The 17,932-nt window shown below is 62.4% G+C and carries 17 protein-coding genes; 7 read left to right on the top strand and 10 right to left on the bottom strand.

Annotated features, from left to right (window positions below; translation table 11 throughout):
• Nucleotides 1-17 precede the first annotated feature (17 nt).
• Both ACMUVN_RS28605 and ACMUVN_RS28600 read right to left on the bottom strand, forming a co-directional pair.
• Nucleotides 18-251, bottom strand: a complete 234-nt coding sequence (locus ACMUVN_RS28605) for a DUF2188 domain-containing protein (RefSeq protein WP_028755588.1) — start codon at nucleotides 249-251, stop codon at nucleotides 18-20.
• 55 nt (nucleotides 252-306) lie between these two features.
• Nucleotides 307-567 (bottom strand): hypothetical protein, encoded by a 261-nt coding sequence (locus tag ACMUVN_RS28600; RefSeq protein WP_097595996.1) that lies wholly within the window; start codon nucleotides 565-567, stop codon nucleotides 307-309.
• Nucleotides 568-710: 143 nt separating this feature from the next.
• Here ACMUVN_RS28600 and ACMUVN_RS28595 point away from each other — a divergent pair, with 143 nt between their 5' ends.
• The 3 genes from ACMUVN_RS28595 (at nucleotide 711) to ACMUVN_RS28585 (ending at nucleotide 3,652) form a co-directional block, all read left to right on the top strand.
• Nucleotides 711-1,139, top strand: a complete 429-nt coding sequence (locus tag ACMUVN_RS28595; RefSeq protein WP_414815789.1) for an OsmC family protein — start codon at nucleotides 711-713, stop codon at nucleotides 1,137-1,139.
• 93 nt (nucleotides 1,140-1,232) lie between these two features.
• On the top strand, nucleotides 1,233-2,669 hold the full coding sequence (locus ACMUVN_RS28590; protein ID WP_414815788.1) for an FAD/NAD(P)-binding protein: 1,437 nt from the start codon (nucleotides 1,233-1,235) through the stop codon (nucleotides 2,667-2,669).
• 89 nt (nucleotides 2,670-2,758) lie between these two features.
• On the top strand, nucleotides 2,759-3,652 hold the full coding sequence (locus ACMUVN_RS28585) for a DMT family transporter (RefSeq protein WP_414815802.1): 894 nt from the start codon (nucleotides 2,759-2,761) through the stop codon (nucleotides 3,650-3,652).
• A gap of 3 nt (nucleotides 3,653-3,655) precedes the next feature.
• Here the strand turns inward: ACMUVN_RS28585 and ACMUVN_RS28580 are convergent, their stop codons facing one another.
• From ACMUVN_RS28580 to ACMUVN_RS28565, 4 genes are read right to left on the bottom strand one after another with little or no spacing between them, the layout of a single operon-like run.
• The gene (locus ACMUVN_RS28580) at nucleotides 3,656-5,275 is read right to left on the bottom strand and encodes a VOC family protein (RefSeq protein WP_414815787.1); all 1,620 of its coding nucleotides are present in this window, start codon (nucleotides 5,273-5,275) and stop codon (nucleotides 3,656-3,658) included.
• 21 nt (nucleotides 5,276-5,296) lie between these two features.
• Nucleotides 5,297-6,892 (bottom strand): response regulator, encoded by a 1,596-nt coding sequence (locus ACMUVN_RS28575; protein ID WP_028755582.1) that lies wholly within the window; start codon nucleotides 6,890-6,892, stop codon nucleotides 5,297-5,299.
• A gap of 4 nt (nucleotides 6,893-6,896) precedes the next feature.
• Nucleotides 6,897-7,322 (bottom strand): response regulator, encoded by a 426-nt coding sequence (locus tag ACMUVN_RS28570; RefSeq protein WP_028755581.1) that lies wholly within the window; start codon nucleotides 7,320-7,322, stop codon nucleotides 6,897-6,899.
• Complete coding sequence (locus ACMUVN_RS28565; protein WP_414815786.1) at nucleotides 7,309-9,447, bottom strand: sensor histidine kinase; 2,139 nt, start codon at nucleotides 9,445-9,447, stop codon at nucleotides 7,309-7,311. Before ACMUVN_RS28565 ends, ACMUVN_RS28570 begins: the two co-directional genes overlap by 14 nt.
• 192 nt (nucleotides 9,448-9,639) lie before the next feature.
• Between ACMUVN_RS28565 and ACMUVN_RS28560 the strand changes: the two genes are divergently transcribed.
• The 3 genes from ACMUVN_RS28560 (at nucleotide 9,640) to ACMUVN_RS28550 (ending at nucleotide 11,672) form a co-directional block, all read left to right on the top strand.
• The gene (locus ACMUVN_RS28560) at nucleotides 9,640-10,017 is read left to right on the top strand and encodes a response regulator (RefSeq protein ID WP_097631201.1); all 378 of its coding nucleotides are present in this window, start codon (nucleotides 9,640-9,642) and stop codon (nucleotides 10,015-10,017) included.
• 482 nt (nucleotides 10,018-10,499) lie between these two features.
• The gene (locus ACMUVN_RS28555; RefSeq protein WP_028755578.1) at nucleotides 10,500-11,204 is read left to right on the top strand and encodes a helix-turn-helix transcriptional regulator; all 705 of its coding nucleotides are present in this window, start codon (nucleotides 10,500-10,502) and stop codon (nucleotides 11,202-11,204) included.
• Between the two features lie 30 nt (nucleotides 11,205-11,234).
• The gene (locus tag ACMUVN_RS28550; protein WP_028755577.1) at nucleotides 11,235-11,672 is read left to right on the top strand and encodes a response regulator; all 438 of its coding nucleotides are present in this window, start codon (nucleotides 11,235-11,237) and stop codon (nucleotides 11,670-11,672) included.
• A 149-nt stretch (nucleotides 11,673-11,821) separates the two neighbouring features.
• Here the strand turns inward: ACMUVN_RS28550 and ACMUVN_RS28545 are convergent, their stop codons facing one another.
• From ACMUVN_RS28545 to ybaL, 4 genes are all read right to left on the bottom strand, one after another.
• A complete protein-coding gene (locus tag ACMUVN_RS28545) occupies nucleotides 11,822-12,538 on the bottom strand; it encodes a sensor histidine kinase (protein ID WP_028755576.1) in 717 nt (238 codons plus the stop codon).
• A 162-nt stretch (nucleotides 12,539-12,700) separates the two neighbouring features.
• Complete coding sequence (secD, locus tag ACMUVN_RS28540) at nucleotides 12,701-15,250, bottom strand: protein translocase subunit SecD (protein WP_028755575.1); 2,550 nt, start codon at nucleotides 15,248-15,250, stop codon at nucleotides 12,701-12,703.
• An 86-nt stretch (nucleotides 15,251-15,336) separates the two neighbouring features.
• The gene (locus ACMUVN_RS28535) at nucleotides 15,337-15,717 is read right to left on the bottom strand and encodes a hypothetical protein (RefSeq protein ID WP_028755574.1); all 381 of its coding nucleotides are present in this window, start codon (nucleotides 15,715-15,717) and stop codon (nucleotides 15,337-15,339) included.
• Nucleotides 15,718-15,771: 54 nt separating this feature from the next.
• Nucleotides 15,772-17,592: a YbaL family putative K(+) efflux transporter gene (gene ybaL / locus ACMUVN_RS28530; RefSeq protein ID WP_028755573.1), complete on the bottom strand. Its 1,821-nt coding sequence runs from the start codon at nucleotides 17,590-17,592 to the stop codon at nucleotides 15,772-15,774.
• Nucleotides 17,593-17,626: 34 nt separating this feature from the next.
• Here ybaL and ACMUVN_RS28525 point away from each other — a divergent pair, with 34 nt between their 5' ends.
• On the top strand, nucleotides 17,627-17,932 hold the full coding sequence (locus ACMUVN_RS28525; protein WP_028755572.1) for a helix-turn-helix transcriptional regulator: 306 nt from the start codon (nucleotides 17,627-17,629) through the stop codon (nucleotides 17,930-17,932).

Here is a 17,932-nt window from a genome sequence, read left to right as displayed (position 1 = left end):
CCATCCTCCGTCGCAAATCAGAGCCGGCTGCCGCTCTTGTCGGTTTCGAGTTCCTGAAATGCCCAGCCGCGGCCGTCAGGCGCGGGATAGGCGAGCAGCGCATCGCCATCGCCGATCTTCTGGCGCGACGCGGCGTCCTTGGCATGGAAGATCGCTTCATCAGCCGTCGCATAGGTTTCCGAAAGCGTATCGCCGAGCTTATAGGCCCAGCCATTGTCATGCGGGACGACCTGGTAGGTGATATCGGCCATTTCGGATCTCCTCTTCTCAATTAAATAGGGAGCATGATGGCGTTGGCATCCTGCTCTAGTTCCGATTTGTTTTGCGCCGTTCATCGAGGGCGATGATCTTCTCCAGCGATGCGATATCCTCGCTGGTGACGACGGGAACCGGATCGGCCGCGATCGCCTCCAGCACCTCCTTCGAGACGGCGCCGTTGCGGATCGCCCATTCCAGCGTTTCGCGCGTCTCCCGCTCGGCTTTCAGCTGCGCATAGAGCGCAACGATCAGCCGATCACGAGCATCCATCCGCCGGCCTTGGTTATCCATGCTGCGGACGTGCACCATCGCAATCCACCTTTGTCACTGATTTCGTTCAGGTGTATTCAACTGATGAGGGATGGAAAGGTTCCGAAACCGGTGGGCGGGCTTTGCCATCGCCGCATCAGGCGGAATCGCCATCCGCAGGATATTTGCGAGAGGATTTCAATATGGCCGATCTCAAGATTCGCCCCCGCCCGACCGGCGCCACCGCCGTGGTCGGCCGCACCGGTTTCCCGCACGTCATCTCCGCCACCAAGGGCGAGATCGATATCGTCACCGCGCCGTCGCAGCCGGGCTTCAATCCGCTCGACCTGCTCTATTCCTCGCTCTCGGCCTGCCTGGTGCTCAGCGCCCGCATCGTCGCCAGCCAGATGGGCGTTCTCGACAAGATCAGCGAGATCACTGCCGACGTCACCGGCGAGAAGGCGATGGAAGGCCTTTCGCGCGTTGCCAAGTTCAACATCGCCTTCTCGATCAAGGGTGATATCGACGAGGAGACCCGGCAGAAGATCGCCCACGCCGCCGAGAACGAGATCTGCACGGTGAGCAACACCATCCGCGGCAATCCCGAATTCTCGACGACAATATCGGGATAAGCCTATAAAAATTATAGACAATAGCGGCGAAAGGATTGCGCGACCGCTGCCCCGCTTCTATGCTCGGATATCGAAGCAACGATCCCGGCCACCATGCAGCCCAAGCCTCTCCCGACGTCCGCACCGCCCGTCGTCGCCATCATTGGCGGCGGTGTCTCCGGCGCCGGCGTCGCCTATCATCTCGCTAAGGCCGACTGCGGCGAGCGTCCTGCCATCGTGGTCTTCGAGCCGCGCGCCGAACTCGGCCGTGGCCTTGCCTATGACACGGATGATCCGGCTCATCGCATCAATGTGCCGGCCGCCAAGATGAGCCTGCAGCCGGGCGACTTGAGTGAATTCCAGGCCTGGATCGAAGCCCGCGACGCCGTCGCCGACGATCCCGAGGCCAGGCAGCCCGATGGCTCGTTCTTCCCCCGGCGTCGGCTCTTCGGCGAGTATGTCGCCTCCCTGCTGAAACCGCTGCTGGAAGACGGGAGCGTGCGTCATTGCCGCGCCGCGGTGACGGGTGTCGAACGCCGTGCCGGCCGCTGGTCGATCCTCGACGACAAGGGCGGCGTGACGGAGGCCGATATCGTCGCGATCGCCACCAGCCATCCGCCGCCGGCGGCTCCCGGCCGGCTTGCGATCCGGCTTGCGGCCCATCCCCGTTTCGTCGCCGATACCACCAAGCCCGGAGCGCTCGACGCGATCCGCCCGCATGACCGGGTGCTGGTCATCGGCAACGGTCTGACGGCCGCCGATGTGATTGCCTCGCTGGCGCAGCACGGACATGACGGTCCGGTGACCGCGATCTCGCGGCGCGGTCTGCGGTCTCGCGGCCATGCGCCGGTGCCGCAGCCGCTCTTCGGCGATTTCGTCTCCGATGCGACCCATTCCGCCGTGTCGCTGCTGGCGGAGATCCGCACCGCCATCGATGCGGCGAAGACTGAGGGCATCAGCTGGCATGGCGTGATCGACCAGGTGCGGGCGCAGGGATACGAACTCTGGCAGGCGCTGCCGGTTGCCGAACGGCGCCGTCTCGTCCGTCACCTGCGTCCCTATTGGGACGTGCACCGTTTCCGGATCGCCCCGCAGGTCGAGGCCGTGCTCGACGCGGCGGTTGCTGCGGGCCGCCTCGATATCCTGGCCGGCTCGGTCGCCGATGCGCGCATCGAGGGCGAGTTGATCCTTTGCACCCTGCAGCCGCGTCATCAGCGCCAGCCGCTGGAGAGACCTTATGACGCTGTCGTCGTCACCACCGGCCCGGCGCATGGCGGTATTCTCGAAACCCAGCCCTGGCTTGCAGCACTTGCGGCAGACGGTCACCTGGCGCTCGACCCGACCGGCCTCGGCCTTGCCTGTACCGAGCGTTCGGAGGCGATCGGCCCATCCGGACGGGCCGACCCCTCGCTGCTGATCTCCGGCCCGCTGGCGCGCGGCACGTTCGGCGAGCTGATGGGACTGCCGCAGGTGACCGAGCATGCCTTCTTCGTCGCCGGCGAGATCGCCGAAAAGCTGAGGATGCGCGCGACGAATAGGCATCCTGCCTGATTTTCGATCAATATGTCGCTCTTCGGCTGTCGCCGGTGATCGACTTCTGATACGCACCCGGCATCCGGGTGACCAAGAATATCGAGATCATGTCGCAGCCTGCCTCCACCCTATCCGAAGCCCCGCCTTCCAATCGTTTTGCCCTTGCGGCCCTCCTTCTCGGCGGAGCGGCGATCGGCGGCTCGCCGATCTTCGTCAGGCTGTCCGAGGTCGGGCCGATGGCGACCGCCTTCTGGCGCGTGGCGCTGGCGCTGATCCCGATCTTCATCGTCTCGCTGATGAAGAAGGAGAGGGGTCCGAAGCCGCAAAATCTTTCCGACTACGGCATGCTGGTTCTCCCGGGCGTCATGCTGGCGCTCGATCTCGGCGCCTGGCACCTGTCGCTCACCATGACGTCGGTCGCCAATGCGACGCTGCTTGCCAACCTTGCGCCGGTTTTCGTCACGCTGATCGCCTTCCTCTTTTTCAGCGCGCGGATCAGCCGCATCTTCATCCTCGGACTTGCCGTGGCGCTCTGCGGCGTCGTCATTCTGAAGGGCGGGCCGGCAGCTGTCGGCAATGGCGATCTCAGCGGCGACGGCATGGCGATGATCGCCGCCTTCTTCTATGCCTGCTACATCCTGGCGATCGGCAGGCTGCGCAGCCGGTTCGATACGATCCGCATCATGTTGTGGAGCACGGCCTGCGCCGCCGTCTGCATCTTTCCGATCGGCCTCATCTATGAGGGCCATATGCTGCCCGCGACCGTCTATGGCTGGTCGATCGTTTTCGGCCTGGCTTTTATCAGCCATGCCGGCGGGCAGGTGGCGATCACCTATGCGCTCGCCTATCTGCCGCCGGCGTTTTCCTCGCTGACGCTGCTGCTGCAGCCGGTCGTCGCGGCCATCCTCGCCTGGGCGTTGCTGAGCGAGGCGATCGGGGCGATGCAGGCGCTCGGCGGCGCCATCGTGCTTGCCGGCATCATGGTTGCCCGCCGCGGCTGATCGTCAGCGATTTTCCTGCAGCAGCCATTTCTGGATGATCGGAATGTCGGCATCGCCGAGATCGTGGCCGCCGGGGATGACGTCGGAATCGACGGTAGCGCCCGAACTCTTCAGCCTCTCTTCCAGCTCGCTCGCATATTTGCCGTAGGCATCGGTCTTGCCGCTGATGACGAGCAGGTCCGTGCCTTTGAGATCGGCGTGCGGATAGTCGCTGAGCACCGGCATGGAGCGCAGCAGGACCGCCTTATGAACCAGGTTCGGGTGCAGGTAAAGCAGCGAGTTCAACAGGTTGGCGCCATTGGAATATCCGACATAGACGACCTTCTGAGGATCGAGCCCGTAGGATTTGACGGCGCCTTCGATGAAGGCCGCGAAGGCTTCGGCCTCGGTCTTGATATCGTTCTGGTCGAAGGAGAAGGGGGTGATGCGCTTGTACCAGCGCGGAAAACCTTCTTCCGTTGCCCGGCCGCGCACGCCGAGCAGCGTCGCCCGCGGCGCCGCCTTGTTCAGGAGCGGCATCAGCGTCGTCTCATTGCCGCCGGAACCGTGCAGCAGCACGAAGACGCTGCCATCGGGATCGGGGGGCGTATAGAAGCGATGGACGAATGGCAGCTCGCGATAGTTGACGCGCGGCTGGCCGGGCATCGAAAACTGCGGCAGCACCACCTTCAGGTCATGGAGATTGGTGATGGCTTCGGGCGGGGAGAACAGCTTCGTCCCCAGAGCGGCCTGTTCTTCGTCCACGGTCATGCCGGGCTTGTCGGTGGCAAGCTCCACCAGCGTGCCGCCGGGTTCGCGGGCATAAAGCGAGCGGAAATATTTGCGGTCGTGCATGTTGGTCGGCGATGCATCGGTCGCTTCCAATGCCTTGCGCACCGAAAGCAGCGTGTCCTCGTTCGCGGCGCGGAAGGCGACGTGATCGACCGTGCCGGTGCCCGGCGCGCCGGACCAGAAGCCGCGCGCATCGCGCACGTCGATGACGTCGCCGGATTGCGACACCAGCCTGTCGATCGTGCCACGATTGGCCTGGAAGCGATAACCGAAATGGGTCTCGAGGAAGCTGCGGCTTTCGGCAGGCTTCTCCGTCAGCATGGTGGCGCCGCGCACGCGCTGGACGGCATGCTCGATCGGGATCGAGGCGCCGTCCCAGGCGGCCGGTGATGCCAGGGTCTTCGTGCCTGCGAGCTTGAGGATGATGTTGTCGGGGTCCTTCAGCCGCAGCACAGGCTCGCCGAATTCGTCGGCCGGCCCCTCCGAGCGCAGGCCGAAGCTCATGGCGCGCGTCAGCCAATAGCCGATGCTGGCGGGATCGATCGACAGCGATATTTCGCTGATCTGGCCGAAGCCCGCCCGGCCGGGGGCGCCATCTTCCCAAGCGAGAAAGGTGAGGAGGGAACCCGGCGTCCCCGCCGCATCGCCATAGAAGAGATGAAGCTGCGTCGCATCCTCGTAACCGGCTGTCTGCTTGACGAGCCGCATGCCGAGAAACCCGGCGTAGAAGTCCACGTTCGCCTGCACCTTTCGGGTTACGGCAGTGACGTGATGAATGCCTGATACCATCGAGAGCAGTCCTGATTGAAGCGGCGTCGTCAGGAGCGCGAGTATGAGAGCTGCGAAGGTCATACCGTTGCCAATGACCGTCGCTTAGTTTTGTTCCGCACAAAGTGCAAGCGAATCGCCGCGCTGCAGCAATTCCAAATGTTCGACATCTTCGAGTGCCTCTTCCAGTTGCTGCAGGGTCGGCGGCTTGACCATATAGGCGCGCGCGCCGAGATTTCTGGCCCGCCGCATGTCGGTCTCATCGCTTGAGGTGCTCAGGATGCAGACGGGAATTCGCTTGAGGCGGACATCGGCGGAAAGCGCATGCAGCACCTCGAAGCCGTCCATGATCGGCATGTTGATGTCGAGCAGCATCAGGTCGATCTGCGGCACGTCGGCGATGCCGGCGCGCTCTTCAAGCAGCCGCATCGCCTCGCGTCCATTGGTGGCGACATGCAGGTTGAAATTCACCTTCTCCCGGCGCATCAGCTTGATCTTGAGAATCTGGATGTCGGCCGGGCTGTCTTCCACCAGCAGCACTTCGGCGAGCCTGCCCGAACCTTCGCCTGGCTGCTCCGCCGGCCTGGCGCTGTGCGGGATGGCCGATGCGGCCGGCGGCGCGGGCCTTGCCTCGGCGAGCGGCACTTCGACAACGAAGGTGGCGCCCGGCCCATTTTCCGGCTCGCACCAGATCGAGCCGCCATGCAACTGCGCGATGCGGCGGCAGATGGCAAGGCCGAGCCCGGTGCCTTCGATGCCACGGCCGACGAGGCGCTTGAACGGCTGGAAGATCAGTTCGCGGTGCTCGGGATCAATGCCGGGTCCGTTGTCGCGCACTGTGAGACGGCAGATATCGCGCTGCGCTTGCCCGGTGATGCTGACCTCCGGAACCTTCTGGTCGCAATAGCGGATGGCATTCGACACCAGGTTCTGCAAAAGCTGGGTCAGCAGTGTCGCATCGCCCATCACCTCAGGCAGCGCCCCGCGGATGATGACGGCTCCGCGGCTCTCGGTCTGCTGACGCAGATTGTCCTCCACCTGGTCGAGCACAGCGGAGAGCGAGACCGGCCTGAGCTCCGGTCCGCCGGAGGCCTCGAGCCTGGTGAAGCCCGAGACCTTGACGATCAGATCTTCCATATGGTCGGCGGCGCTGAGCACGTAATCGAGCAGTTCGCGGTCTTCGGCCGGAAGCGCCGACGACCCGTGCAGGATGCGGCTGAAGGATTTGATCGTCCGCAGCGGCTCCTTCAGATCATGGGCCATGGCGCGCGTGAAGATCTCGAGCGATTGCCGCTTCTGCTCCAGCTTTGCTTCCAGCATGCCGTGCATGATGGCGTTCTGGATGCAGCGATGCAGTGTTTCCGGCGACAGGGAATCCTTTGTCAGATAGTCGCGCGCCCCGCTCTTCATCACCTCGACGGCCACGGTTTCGCTGCCCTGGCCGGTCAGCATGATGACGTTGGCGGCGGGATCGGCCTCCAGGATATCGGCAAGAACGCCGAGACCGTCGCGCCCCGGAAGCGAATAGTCGAGCAGGATGCAGTTCGGCCGTTTCCGGCCGTTCAACGCCAGGCCCTCTTCACCTGTCTCCGCCTCCACGACCGTATAGGCGGTGCTGGAGACGCGGCCCAATATGCGGCGATAGACCTCGCGATCGTCGATATTGTCGTCGATGATGAGAATGCTGCAGACTTCCGCCAATCTGTCAGTCCTCGAGCGGCAGGATCGCGATTTCGAACCAGTATTCCTTCAGCCGCTGGATCGCAGCGAAGAGCCCGTCGAGATCGACCGGCTTCTGCACATAGGTATTGGCGCCGAGCGCATAGCAGCCTTCGATATCGCGCTCGTCGTCGGAGGTCGTGAGGATCACCACCGGGATCTTGCGCCAGCCGGCGTTCGATTTGATCGCCTCCAGCGTCTTGCGGCCGTCAAGGCCCGGCATGTTGAGATCGAGCAGGATCAGCCCCGGTTTCGGTGCCATCACGCCGAGCATGTCGAGCGCTTCCTGCCCCGAGGCCGCCCAGCGGATCGAGTTGCGCAGGTTGGTGCGTTTGAAGGCGCGCATCGTTGCTTCGAAATCGTCTTCGCTGTCCTCGACGATCAGGATTGGTTGCGTGTCACGCTGCTGCATTCTGCCCCTCGCGCTTTCTTCCCAGGGTGAAATAGAACGTCGTGCCGGCGCCGACCTCGGATTCCAGCCAGATATCGCCATTGTGTCGCGCGATGATCTTGCGAACGAAGGTGAGGCCTGCTCCGGTACCATCTTCGGAATCCTGCGACTTTTCCAGCCTTTTGAAAATGCGGAAAATGTCCTCATGGAATTCCTGGGGTATGCCCTTGCCGTTATCTCTAACGAAAAACACGTTGCGGGCAACCGTGCCGTCCTGGCCGACGAACCGGTCGAGGTAACCGATCGAGACGAGCGGCGCCGGCTTGTCGTTGTATTTGATCGCATTGGTGATGAGATTGCGGAACACTTCGGTCAATCGCGGCGCGTCGCAGACCACGTCCGGCAGCCGGCCGTCGATGATGACCTTGGCATGCCGTTCCTCGAGCAGCAGCTCCATCGTCGCGACGACATCCTTGACGATCAGGCTGATGTCGGTGCGTTTGACTGCCAGTTGCTGCCGCCCGAGCCGGGAGAAATACAGAAGGTCGTTGACGAGTTTCTCCATGCGCTGGCTGAGACGTACGAGCCGGTTCAGCCGGCGTACGCCGTCGACGTCGAGCTTGTCTTCGTAGTCCTCCAGGAGGAAGCGGGAGTGGTTGTGCAGGCCGCGCAGCGGTTCCTTCAGATCATGCGAGGCGATATAGGCGAATTCATCGAGGTCGTGGTTGCTGCGCTCGAGTTCGGCCGTATAGGCCTCGAGCTGGGCAAGCGTCGCCTTCATCCGTTCTTCCTGCCGGACGCGCTCGCTGATATCACGCACGATGCCGACGAAGATCTTCGTATCGCCGGTGACGACGGTGCTGATGGAAACATCGATCGGAAAGACGATGCCGTTCTTGCGGCGTCCGGAGACCATGCGCGTCGTGCCGATGATCCGTTCCTCGCCGGTCTGCCGGTAATGGGCGAGATAGCCGTCGTGCTCGGAATGGTAGGGTTCGGGCATCAGCATCTTGATGTTCCGGCCGATCGTGTCCTGCGGGGAGTAGCCGAACATGCTTTCCGCCGCCGGATTGAAGCTCCTGATCGTTCCACGATCGTCGATGACGACGACGGCATCAGGCGTGCCGCGCAACAACGCGCCGAAGCGGACGCGCTCGGTTTCGAGGTTATGGTTGTTGCGCATGAAATAGAAGACGAGGATCGCGATCAGCCAGAGCGTGGCGGCCGTAATCGTGCGGTTGGCGATCTCCTGCCAGAATGTCGCCTCGTCGTGCCTGACGGCGAAGAAGCCGAGCATCAGCAGCACGGTGCAGGCAAAGGCGAAGAAAAGCGGCGCGTTCCTGTTGCCGAACCAGAGCGCCGTCAGCACCAGCGGCACGTAGAGAATGCCGTTGGCGACACCCAGCGGCGTATAGAGATCGACAAGAAGGCCGGTGAAGCACACGGCAGCCGGGATCCAGAGCGGGATCTGCGCCCGGTTTGCCGGCTGCATCCACCAGGAGCGGGCGAGAAGCCCCGCGCCGAAGATCACCATGCCGACCGCCGTATGCAGCGCCATCGCTGCATAGGGCCCCCAACGGTAGCCCTGTTCGGCATCGGTGACGTAGCTCGCCAGCGCGATCATGCCGAGCGTCATGACGACGTAGCTCGTCAGCTCCTGCACCACCTGGCTTTTCCTCTCCACCGGGAGCGAAAGCAGCAGCGAAAGATTGGCGATCAGGAAGATCAACGCCGTATTCGGCCCCATGCCGCCGCCGATCTGCACAATGAAAGCGGGGGGAACCAGGAAGCGCGAGATCAACACGTCGACATTGTGGAAAGTCCGGCCGATCGTGACGATTTCCACGAGCCGGGCTGCGGCAAACGCCGCTGCAAGTCCCGCCGTCATCGTAGCCGTTATTCGAAAACGGCGGCCGGTCAGTGTCGAGGCGGCAAGCCCCGTCCCGGAAAGCACGAAGCAGAGCGCAGTGTTGAAGGCCATCGACGGAAAGCCGGGAACCAGCGAAATGATGATCTCGACCTGCAGCAGCCAGCCGGCAAGGGCGGTCACGCCGAGAAGGACCATCAGGCAGCCGACGGCAATCGCAAAGGCACGGTAGTGCCGCCTTCGCTGGTCCTGCAGGTCCACGTCGCTGCTATCCTGCACCCGCCTATTCTCCTTGGTTTGCGCGGTCATTTTTTCCGAAATCAACGAATACTCAATAGGCAAAGGGAAGGCGATGTCGCGCTTTTTGCGAAATGCCTTGCGGTAATATATATCGAACTTTCGTGAAACCGCGGTATCGTGATTTCTAAGGACAGCGACGTTCGTTCGAACAATATCCAATCACGGTGATGGATGCCGACCCTATTTTACGTCGATGACAGCAGGGATGACCTCTTTTATCTCGACTATATCAGCCGGAAGCAGCAGATAGACGTCGATCTATTCTGCTTTTCGACAGCCGATATGGCGCTGGAGGCGTTGGAGGCGCGCGCGGCGGAAGGCAAGGCCGTGCCCGATCTGTTGATCACCGATCTCTACATGCCGCTCGATAGCGGCACTGGCCTGGTGCTGAGCCTGCGCCGGGATGTTCGGTTCAAGTCGATGCGGCTTGCGATCTGCAGCGGATCGGATGCCGATGAGGATCGCGCGCGTGCGCTTGAGGCCGGCGCCGATTTCTATCTCGAAAAACCCCTTGACCTTGCCGCAGTCATTCTCAATCTTGAAGTGTAGGAAACGACGTCAGTCCGGCGGCCTGTTTTCTGCCGCTTGCCTGGAGCATCCGACAAACCGCAATTGACAAGGTCGGGGGCGCAACACAAGATGCAACCGAAGCGAAGGAAATGGAACGCAAAATAAGCGCTGAGAGAACCGATGAACCCGCGTTCGCCGCCACGAACATCAGCCAACCCCTTAGCTGAATGGGTCTATCGGTTCTCTCGCGCTTACGTCTGGCACTGCCTTCTCGCATTCATGGATGTTGAACACGAGAAGATTTACGATACCCAGGTAAGAACTACTGCCCCTCAGTAAAATCTGCCCGTGCATCACCTGTAGTTGAGATAATTGATGATTTCCGCCTTAAATATCGAAAGTCCCCGTTTTCGATATCTCTCATCAAGTTGTCTCGCAATTTTTGTAGCTCTTCGCGTCTAAGACGTATATCCCAAGATTTCGGGATCGGAGGCATCGGCGGGAGGAGAGGAAGAGTGGGAATGAACAATGCCCCGGCAATTCCCTTTCACGCCGGACCGGAACTGAGCCGGGCGATCAACCGCACCGATTTTTTCCGTCTGCTGAAGTCGGCGGCGCAGCATTACAACTTCGACAATTTCGCGCTTGCCCGCATTTCCGAGGCTTCAGCTCCTTTCGGTGAACGCGATATCGTCATCACCAATGTTGCCGAGCGGCGTGTCGGCCTTTTCATCACGACATTGAAGGAAGCGCTCGGGACCGTCCGGGCAAAGTCCGCCCAGTTCCTGGCAACGCCGGTCCATGGCCGGAGCGCGCAGCCGGAAGATCATCCCTCCGAGCTGGTTTTCAACGAGTTCCTGAGCGGCGTCTTTCTGTTCATCCCGCTGTTCACGCCGGAAGGGCGGCGCTATTGCCTCGTGCTCAGCGGCGAGCGTCAGGAGCCCGATCAGAGCGAGATCGCCGACATGCTTCTCGATGCCATGCGCATTTTCGACAAGCTCTACGAGGAAATCCTGACGCCGGAAATGTCCGGACGGCTGACGCAGCGCGAATCGGAAATCGTCAAATGGACGAGCGAAGGCAAGACGTCGGCGGAGATCGCCATCATTCTCGGTCTCTCCGAACATACGGTCAATTCGCACATCACCGCGGCCGCGCGCAAACTCGACGCCGTCAACCGCGTTCATATGGTGGCGATCGCCTTGAGGAATGGTTTGGTGTCGTGAAGTTGGTTTCGGGATTGGGGAAATGAGACGATGATCACCGAAACGGGCCGAAGGAACGCCGTCAAGGTTCTGTTTGTCGACGACGAATTCATCGAATTCCGCGCGCTCAAGAAGAAGATCGCCGATCTCTCCGAGCCGGCCGTCGAGGTCGAATATTCGCCTTCGATCGGTGACGCGCTGGAAAAGATCCGCTTGGAGCGATTCGATCTCATCCTGCTCGACAACCGCCTTCTGCCGAACGCCGATTTCCGCGAAACGGTGCCGGAACTGCGCGGCATCGGCTACACCGGACCGATCGGCGTCGTCTCGACCGATATATCGGGTGGCTATTTCCAGGAATTCCCGGATTACGGCGTCGATTTCCGTATCGGCAAGGACGAAATCGATGCGCAGACGCTACAGCATATCATCCGCGAATATGTGACCTATGACGTCCCGGATTTCTGGAAGGACGACTACAGCATCTAGAGCAATTCCAGGAAAAGTGCGAAGCGGTTTTTGCCGGGAATTGCGTAAAAACAAAAGGATAGAGCGGTTCGGCGCTCCCTTAAAAGCTGAACCGCTTTAAAGCAATTTCCAGCAAAACCACTGCACGCTTCTGCTGGAAGTTGCTGATTTCAAGCAATAGGAAGGCGGATGATGAAGCGGCTGCCGCTTTCATCCGAATGCTCGAGGCTGATATCGCCGCCCAGCGCCGTCAGAAACTCCCGCGCCGTCGTCAATCCGAGACCGGCGCCCTGAACCGCTCCCGCTTTCGGCAATTTCCAGAAGGGCTCGAATATCCGCTCCCGATAGGCCGAATCGATGCCCGTGCCATTGTCGGAGATGCGGATAAACCAGTCGGTGCCCTCTCGCACTGCCGCAATCGTCACATGCGGTGGCGCTTCGCTGCGATAGGTGAGGGCGTTGGTCAGCAGATGCCGCAGCACCAGCCCGAGCAGGGCAGGATCGGTCCGGATGGAGGGCAGGCCTACGCTTTCAAGCGTCGCGCCGCGAACCTCGGTCTCGTCGGTCAACTCGCCCCAGATATTGTCGGCCAGCGCCTGCAGATCCACCTCTTCAGGCGTCACCTGGGGCGTTCCGCCGGCAAGGCTCATCAATGCCTTGGTGAGGCGCTGCGCGGCTTGCGCTTTCTCCAGGATCATCCTGAGGCTCTGCAACTGTTCGCCGTCGAGCGTCTCCTCGAGATCGTCGAGCAGCAGCTCGGCATACATGGCGATGTGGCGCAGCGGCGATTGCAGGTCATGCGAGGCGGTCGCGAGAAAACGCTTGATGCGCTCCTCGCTGTCGCCGGCGACAGCGGTTTCCGGCGGTCTTGTCGGGTTGGATGACATCTGGCGGCTTCCCCGATCTCAATGACAGCGCCGCGTCTCTTCAGGTGCGCAAAGGACGCGGTAACACTTTGAATTGGCACATAATGCAGTCGCCGACAATAGAAAGAGGGCGCCGGCTCTGCAACCGGCGCCCTCTTCAAGGATACGTTAACAACGAGATTCTCAGGTCGCCGATTTGCGCGGGCGGCCCTGTTCTGGCGGGATGATTTCGACTGCCGCATCGGTTGCCGGTGCCGCCTTGGCATGGCGGCGGCGCCAGTCGCCGAGGAAGAGCAGGATCGGCGCCGCGATGAAGATCGAAGAGGCGCCGGCCACGAGAATGCCGAAGACCATCGGGATCGCGAAGCTCGAGACCGCGCTGCCGCCCCAGATCGCCATCGGCACCAGGGCGAGGAAGGCCGTCGCATTGGTATAGAGGCTTCGTGCCAGGGTCTCGTTGATCGACTTGTCGATGATCTCGCGCAGCGGCATCGACTTATAGAGCCGCATGTTTTCGCGCATGCGGTCATAGACGACGACCTTGTCGTTCACCGAGTAGCCGACGAGCGTCAGGATGGCGGCGATGGCCGTCAAATTGAAGTCGAGGCCGGTGATTGCGAAGAAGCCGATCGCCTTGGTGACATCGAGCACCAGCGTGACGATGGCGCCGACGGCAAACGGCCATTCGAACCGCACCCAGATGTAGATCAGCATCGCAAAGCTTGCGATGACGACCGACAGGATGCCGGCCCAGGCAAGCTCGCCGCTGACCTTCGGACCGATGACATCGGTGCCTTCGACGGTGGCCTTCGGGTCGAGCTTGATGACTTCGGCCTTCAGCTTGGTCACAGCAGCCGTCTGTGCCTCTTCGCCGCCTTCCTGCCGTTGGGCGCGCACGAGAATGCTGTTGTTGTCGCCGAAGGACTGCAGCGAGATTTCGCCGAGGCCGAGGCTGTTCAGCCCCTCACGGAAGGTTCCGAGATCGGCCGGGGCACTGGTCCTGACCGACATCTGGATGCCGCCGCGGAAATCGACGCCGTAGTTGAGGCCGGGGTGAATGAACAGCACGACCGAGGCAATCGACAGGAGCGCCGAAACGGTGACGCCGAAGAAGCGCGCCTTCATGAACTGGATATGCTTGTCATAGGGGCTGAACGGGATCAGCGGCCTGATGTTCAGCACCTTCAGCCTCTGGCGGCGGGTGATCTCGATCATCGCGACGCGCACGAAGGCGACCGAGGTGAACATCGAGATGATCAGGCCGAGCGCCATGGTCACGGCAAAGCCGCGAACCGGTCCGGAGCCGAAGTAGAACAGGATGGCCGCAGCGATCAGGGCCGTCATGTTGCCGTCGATGATGGTCGAATAGGCACGGCGGAAGCCGGTGTCGATGGCGGCGAAGGCGCTCTTGCCCTTGCGCGTTTCTTCGCGGATGCGCTCGTTGATCAGAACGTTGGCGTCAACAGCAAGGCCGATGCCGAGAACGACACCGGCGATGCCCGGCAGCGTCAGCGTCGCACCGACCAGCGTCAGGGCGGAGAAGGTCAGGATCGTGTGGATCAACAGGGCGACATTCGCCAGCACGCCCCAGGTGCCATAGAGAATGAAGATGAAGAGTGCGACGAGAGCAAAACCGACGATGCCGGAATAAATACCCATCTTGATCGCATCGGCGCCGAGGTCGGCGCCGACGGTGCGTTCCTCGATGACGGTCAGCTTGGCGGGCAGGGCGCCGGCGCGCAGCATGGCGGCAAGCGTCGTGGCGCTGTCGGCCGAGAAGTTGCCGGAGATCTGGCCGGAACCGCCGGTGATCGGCTCGCGGATGACGGGCGCGCTCAGCACCTTGTCGTCGAGGACGATGGCGAAGGGATTGCCGACGTTCTGGCGGGTGATGTCGGCAAAGCGGGTGGCGCCGGCGCTGTCGAAGCGGAAGCTGACGATCGGCTCATGCGTGTTGGGGTCGAAGCTGACGCGGGCATCCGAAAGGCGGTCGCCGGAGATTTCGACGCGATCGAGGACCGGATAGGACCGGCCTTCATCGTCCTTCAGCATGGTCACGCCAGGTCCCGGCTGGTTGTTCGGCGCCAGCATGTGGAACGACATCTTGGCCGTGGAGCCGAGAAGTTCGCGCAGGCGCGACGGATCCTGTGCACCCGGAAGCTGGACGAGCACGCGGTTGGCGCCGATGCGCTGGATCGTCGGCTCGGAGACGCCGACCTGGTCGACGCGCTGGCGGATGACCTCGAGGCTCTGCTGAACGGCGTTGTCGACATTGGCGGAAATGCCGGCCGGCGAGAAGCCGACGGTGATCGTGGCGCCGTTTGCGGCGACATCAAGATCGGCCTGGCCGGCGCTGAGACCGGTGCTGATCGGGTTGGCGAGCGTCTTGAGTTCGGTGACGGCGGCATCGCTCTGCGCGGCGTCGGCGAGTGTTACGACGATCTGGTTCTGGCTGCGGACCACGGCTTTCGGCTGGATGCCCTTTTCGCGCAGCACGCGGCGCGCGTCCTGAAGCAGCGATTGCAGCCGCTCCTTGGTCAGGTCGGCTTCGTCGACTTCGAGAACGAGGTGCGAGCCGCCGCGAAGGTCGAGGCCGAGCGACACCTGCTCATGCGGCAGCCATGCCGGAATACGCTGGAGGGTGGATTGCGGCAGGACATTCGGCAGGGCGATCAATAGGCCGAGAAGGATGATCACCGTATAGGTGAACACCAGCCATGGTGAAGTACGCATGTTGTATTCCTTGATATCGAGGGCCGGCGCTTGGGCGCTGGCAGTATGTCGTCAATGGTCGGTCGGAGCGCCGATCGGCGCAAACCTCAGGCAGCGGCGGGCGGTGCGCGCGGCTGATGGGTCCTGGAGACTGCGGCGCGAAGCGAGGCTTCGAATGCCGGAAAAGCGGCTGGCATGGTCCAGCCGGCGAAATCGAGAGCCGGGGCGACGGCAAGGGCAGGCGATCCGGCGTCATGCGCTGCCTGCTTCGGCGCAAGCCTGCGCTCGGTGGCAAGCAATCCGCGCACGGCATCGCGCGCGGTCAGCTGCGGCGGCTGCGGATCCCGATCGGAAGAGGAGAGTGTGTTGACGGTGACAACAGGCGAGATGATCAGGTTGCCGCCGAGAAGCAGGCCGAGATAGGCAAGAATGGCGACGAGGAGGGAGGCGGCGATACGGCCCGTCAGACGGCGCTGCTCCAGCTCCATCTTCTCCGTCCCGGCGATGTCACTCCCGTATCGGCTCAAAAGCGCGCCAATCTCTCATTCTTTTTCCGGCGGAGGCTCATCCGCAGGCATAATTGTATCAGGCCCATGTCCGTCTTCATAGGGCACACTCTCATGATGCACTTGGGCGAGCCGGTCAACCATGCCAAGCGCAATTTCGCGCTCGCCCATGATGACGGTGTCGGCGCCATATTGCTTCAATTCATCGACCTCGGCATCGGAATGGGCGCGGGCGACGATGAGGATCGATGGATTGACGCTGCGCGCTTGCTCGGCGATGCGGCAGGCCTCGAAAGCATTGGGGATGGCGATGGCAATGCTGCGGGCGCCGGAGAGATTGGCAAGGTCGAGCGTTTCCCGCATCACCGCATTGCCCGCCAGGGTTTCGATACCCTGCACCTTCAGCTCGCCGATGCGCTTATCGGAGTCCTCAATGACGAGAAAAGGTGTGGCTGACGACTTGAGATTCTGTCCGACGATGCTGCCAACCCGTCCGTAGCCAACGAGAATGGCGTGGCCGCTGAGAGCAGTCGGGTGCACCTCGTCGTCTTCAGACGGCATCTCCTCCTGGGCTGCTATCGCATCTGCAGCGGGAGCAGGGTCGGCCACGGCGTCTTCGCGCTTTGCACCATCCAGCAGCGGCCGCATGCGGTCGCAGAGGAAGAACAGCAGCGGATTGAGGATGATCGAAATGATGGCGCCGGCCAGGATCAGGTCGCGGCCTTCCTCCGGCAGCAGCCCGAGTTCGACGCCGAGAGCTGCGAGGATGAAGGAGAACTCGCCGATCTGGCCGAGGCTGGCCGAGATCGTCAGCGCCGTGCCGAGCGGCTTCTTGAAGGCGAGCACGATCAGCAGGGCGGCGACGGACTTGCCGATGACGATGATGAAGATGGTGGCCAGAATCGGCAGCGGCTTGTCGATCAGGATATTCGGATCGAACAGCATGCCGACCGAGACGAAGAACAACACGGCGAAGGCATCGCGCAGCGGCAGACTTTCCTGCGCGGCGCGATGGCTGAGTTCGCTTTCGGCCAGCACCATGCCGGCAAAGAAGGCGCCGAGCGCCAGCGACACGCCGAAGAGCTTCGCCGCGCCGAAGGCGACGCCGAGCGCGATCGCCAGCACGCCGAGCCGGAAGAGCTCGCGCGAACCGGTATGGGCGATGCGGTGCATCGTCCAGGGAATGAGCTTGCGGCCGAAGACCAGCATCAGCGCCACGAACAACGCCACCTTCACCAGCGTCATGGCGATCATGCCGCCGATGCCGAGATCGAGGCCGAACAGACGGCTGAGTGCGGCCGAGAGCGGCTCGACAGGAGCGTGACCCTCGCCGCCGATGCTGGCGGCGGCCGGGATCAGCACCAGCGCCAACACCATGGCGAGATCCTCGACGATCAGCCAGCCGACGGCGATCCTGCCGCGCTCGGTCTCGACAAGTCGCCGCTCCTGCAGCGCCTTCAACAGCACGACGGTGGAGGCGACCGAAAGCGCCAGGCCGAAGACCAGGCTGCCGCCGGTCGGCCAGCCCATGAAGGCGCCGAGTCCCCAGCCGAGCAGTGTCGCAAAGGCGATCTGCACGATCGCGCCGGGCACGGCGATGCCGCGCACCGACAGCAGGTCTTTCAGGGAGAAATGCAGCCCGACGCCGAACATCAGCAGGATGACGCCGATTTCGGCCAACTCCGGCGCAAGGTTCTGATCCGCCACATAACCCGGCGTATGTGGCCCCACAAGCACGCCGGCGATGAGATAACCGACGAGCGGCGGCATCCGCAGCCGATGGGCGAAGGCGCCGAAGATGAAAGCCAGCACGAGGCCGCCGACGATTGTCGAAATCAAGGGCGTATCGTGTGGCATCGTCGTCTCCCGATCTGGAAATCCCGTTCGTAATATGACATATATGGTCTATATCGACCAATATGGGCAACTTAAAATCATGGGTCAAGGCGCACGGGAAACAATTCTCACTCCCGCTCTCTGCCGCGCGGCACGCGGCCTGCTCGACTGGACCCAGACCGATCTTGCCGAAAGGGCCGCGGTCTCGCGCAGCACCATTCGCGACTACGAGGGAAGGCACCACGACATCCACCGCGCGACGGAGGCGCAGCTGCGCCTCGCCTTCGAGGAGGGCGGTGTCAAATTCGTCGAGATCGAGGGAGCGGGCACCGGTCTCTGCCTGCCCAATCCAGCCGGCTGA

Source organism: Rhizobium sp. IY2 (genome assembly GCF_047532935.1).
Classification (GTDB): Bacteria; Pseudomonadota; Alphaproteobacteria; order Rhizobiales; family Rhizobiaceae; genus Rhizobium; species Rhizobium anhuiense.
Note: the sequence above shows the minus strand (reverse complement) of the source record. Positions and strands in the feature narration are given on the sequence as shown.

Excerpts from the sequence above, each read along its gene's own strand:
- ACMUVN_RS28605 (WP_028755588.1), bottom strand. The coding sequence starts at position 251 with ATGGCCGATATCACCTACCAGGTCGTCCCGCATGACAATGGCTGGGCC.
- ACMUVN_RS28600 (WP_097595996.1), bottom strand. The coding sequence starts at position 567 with ATGGTGCACGTCCGCAGCATGGATAACCAAGGCCGGCGGATGGATGCT.
- ACMUVN_RS28595 (WP_414815789.1), top strand. The coding sequence starts at position 711 with ATGGCCGATCTCAAGATTCGCCCCCGCCCGACCGGCGCCACCGCCGTG.
- ACMUVN_RS28590 (WP_414815788.1), top strand. The coding sequence starts at position 1,233 with ATGCAGCCCAAGCCTCTCCCGACGTCCGCACCGCCCGTCGTCGCCATC.
- ACMUVN_RS28585 (WP_414815802.1), top strand. The coding sequence starts at position 2,759 with ATGTCGCAGCCTGCCTCCACCCTATCCGAAGCCCCGCCTTCCAATCGT.
- ACMUVN_RS28580 (WP_414815787.1), bottom strand. The coding sequence starts at position 5,275 with ATGACCTTCGCAGCTCTCATACTCGCGCTCCTGACGACGCCGCTTCAA.
- ACMUVN_RS28570 (WP_028755581.1), bottom strand. The coding sequence starts at position 7,322 with ATGCAGCAGCGTGACACGCAACCAATCCTGATCGTCGAGGACAGCGAA.
- ACMUVN_RS28560 (WP_097631201.1), top strand. The coding sequence starts at position 9,640 with ATGCCGACCCTATTTTACGTCGATGACAGCAGGGATGACCTCTTTTAT.
- ACMUVN_RS28555 (WP_028755578.1), top strand. The coding sequence starts at position 10,500 with ATGAACAATGCCCCGGCAATTCCCTTTCACGCCGGACCGGAACTGAGC.
- ACMUVN_RS28550 (WP_028755577.1), top strand. The coding sequence starts at position 11,235 with ATGATCACCGAAACGGGCCGAAGGAACGCCGTCAAGGTTCTGTTTGTC.
- ACMUVN_RS28545 (WP_028755576.1), bottom strand. The coding sequence starts at position 12,538 with ATGTCATCCAACCCGACAAGACCGCCGGAAACCGCTGTCGCCGGCGAC.
- secD (WP_028755575.1), bottom strand. The coding sequence starts at position 15,250 with ATGCGTACTTCACCATGGCTGGTGTTCACCTATACGGTGATCATCCTT.
- ACMUVN_RS28535 (WP_028755574.1), bottom strand. The coding sequence starts at position 15,717 with ATGGAGCTGGAGCAGCGCCGTCTGACGGGCCGTATCGCCGCCTCCCTC.
- ybaL (WP_028755573.1), bottom strand. The coding sequence starts at position 17,592 with ATGCCACACGATACGCCCTTGATTTCGACAATCGTCGGCGGCCTCGTG.
- ACMUVN_RS28525 (WP_028755572.1), top strand. The coding sequence starts at position 17,627 with ATGACATATATGGTCTATATCGACCAATATGGGCAACTTAAAATCATG.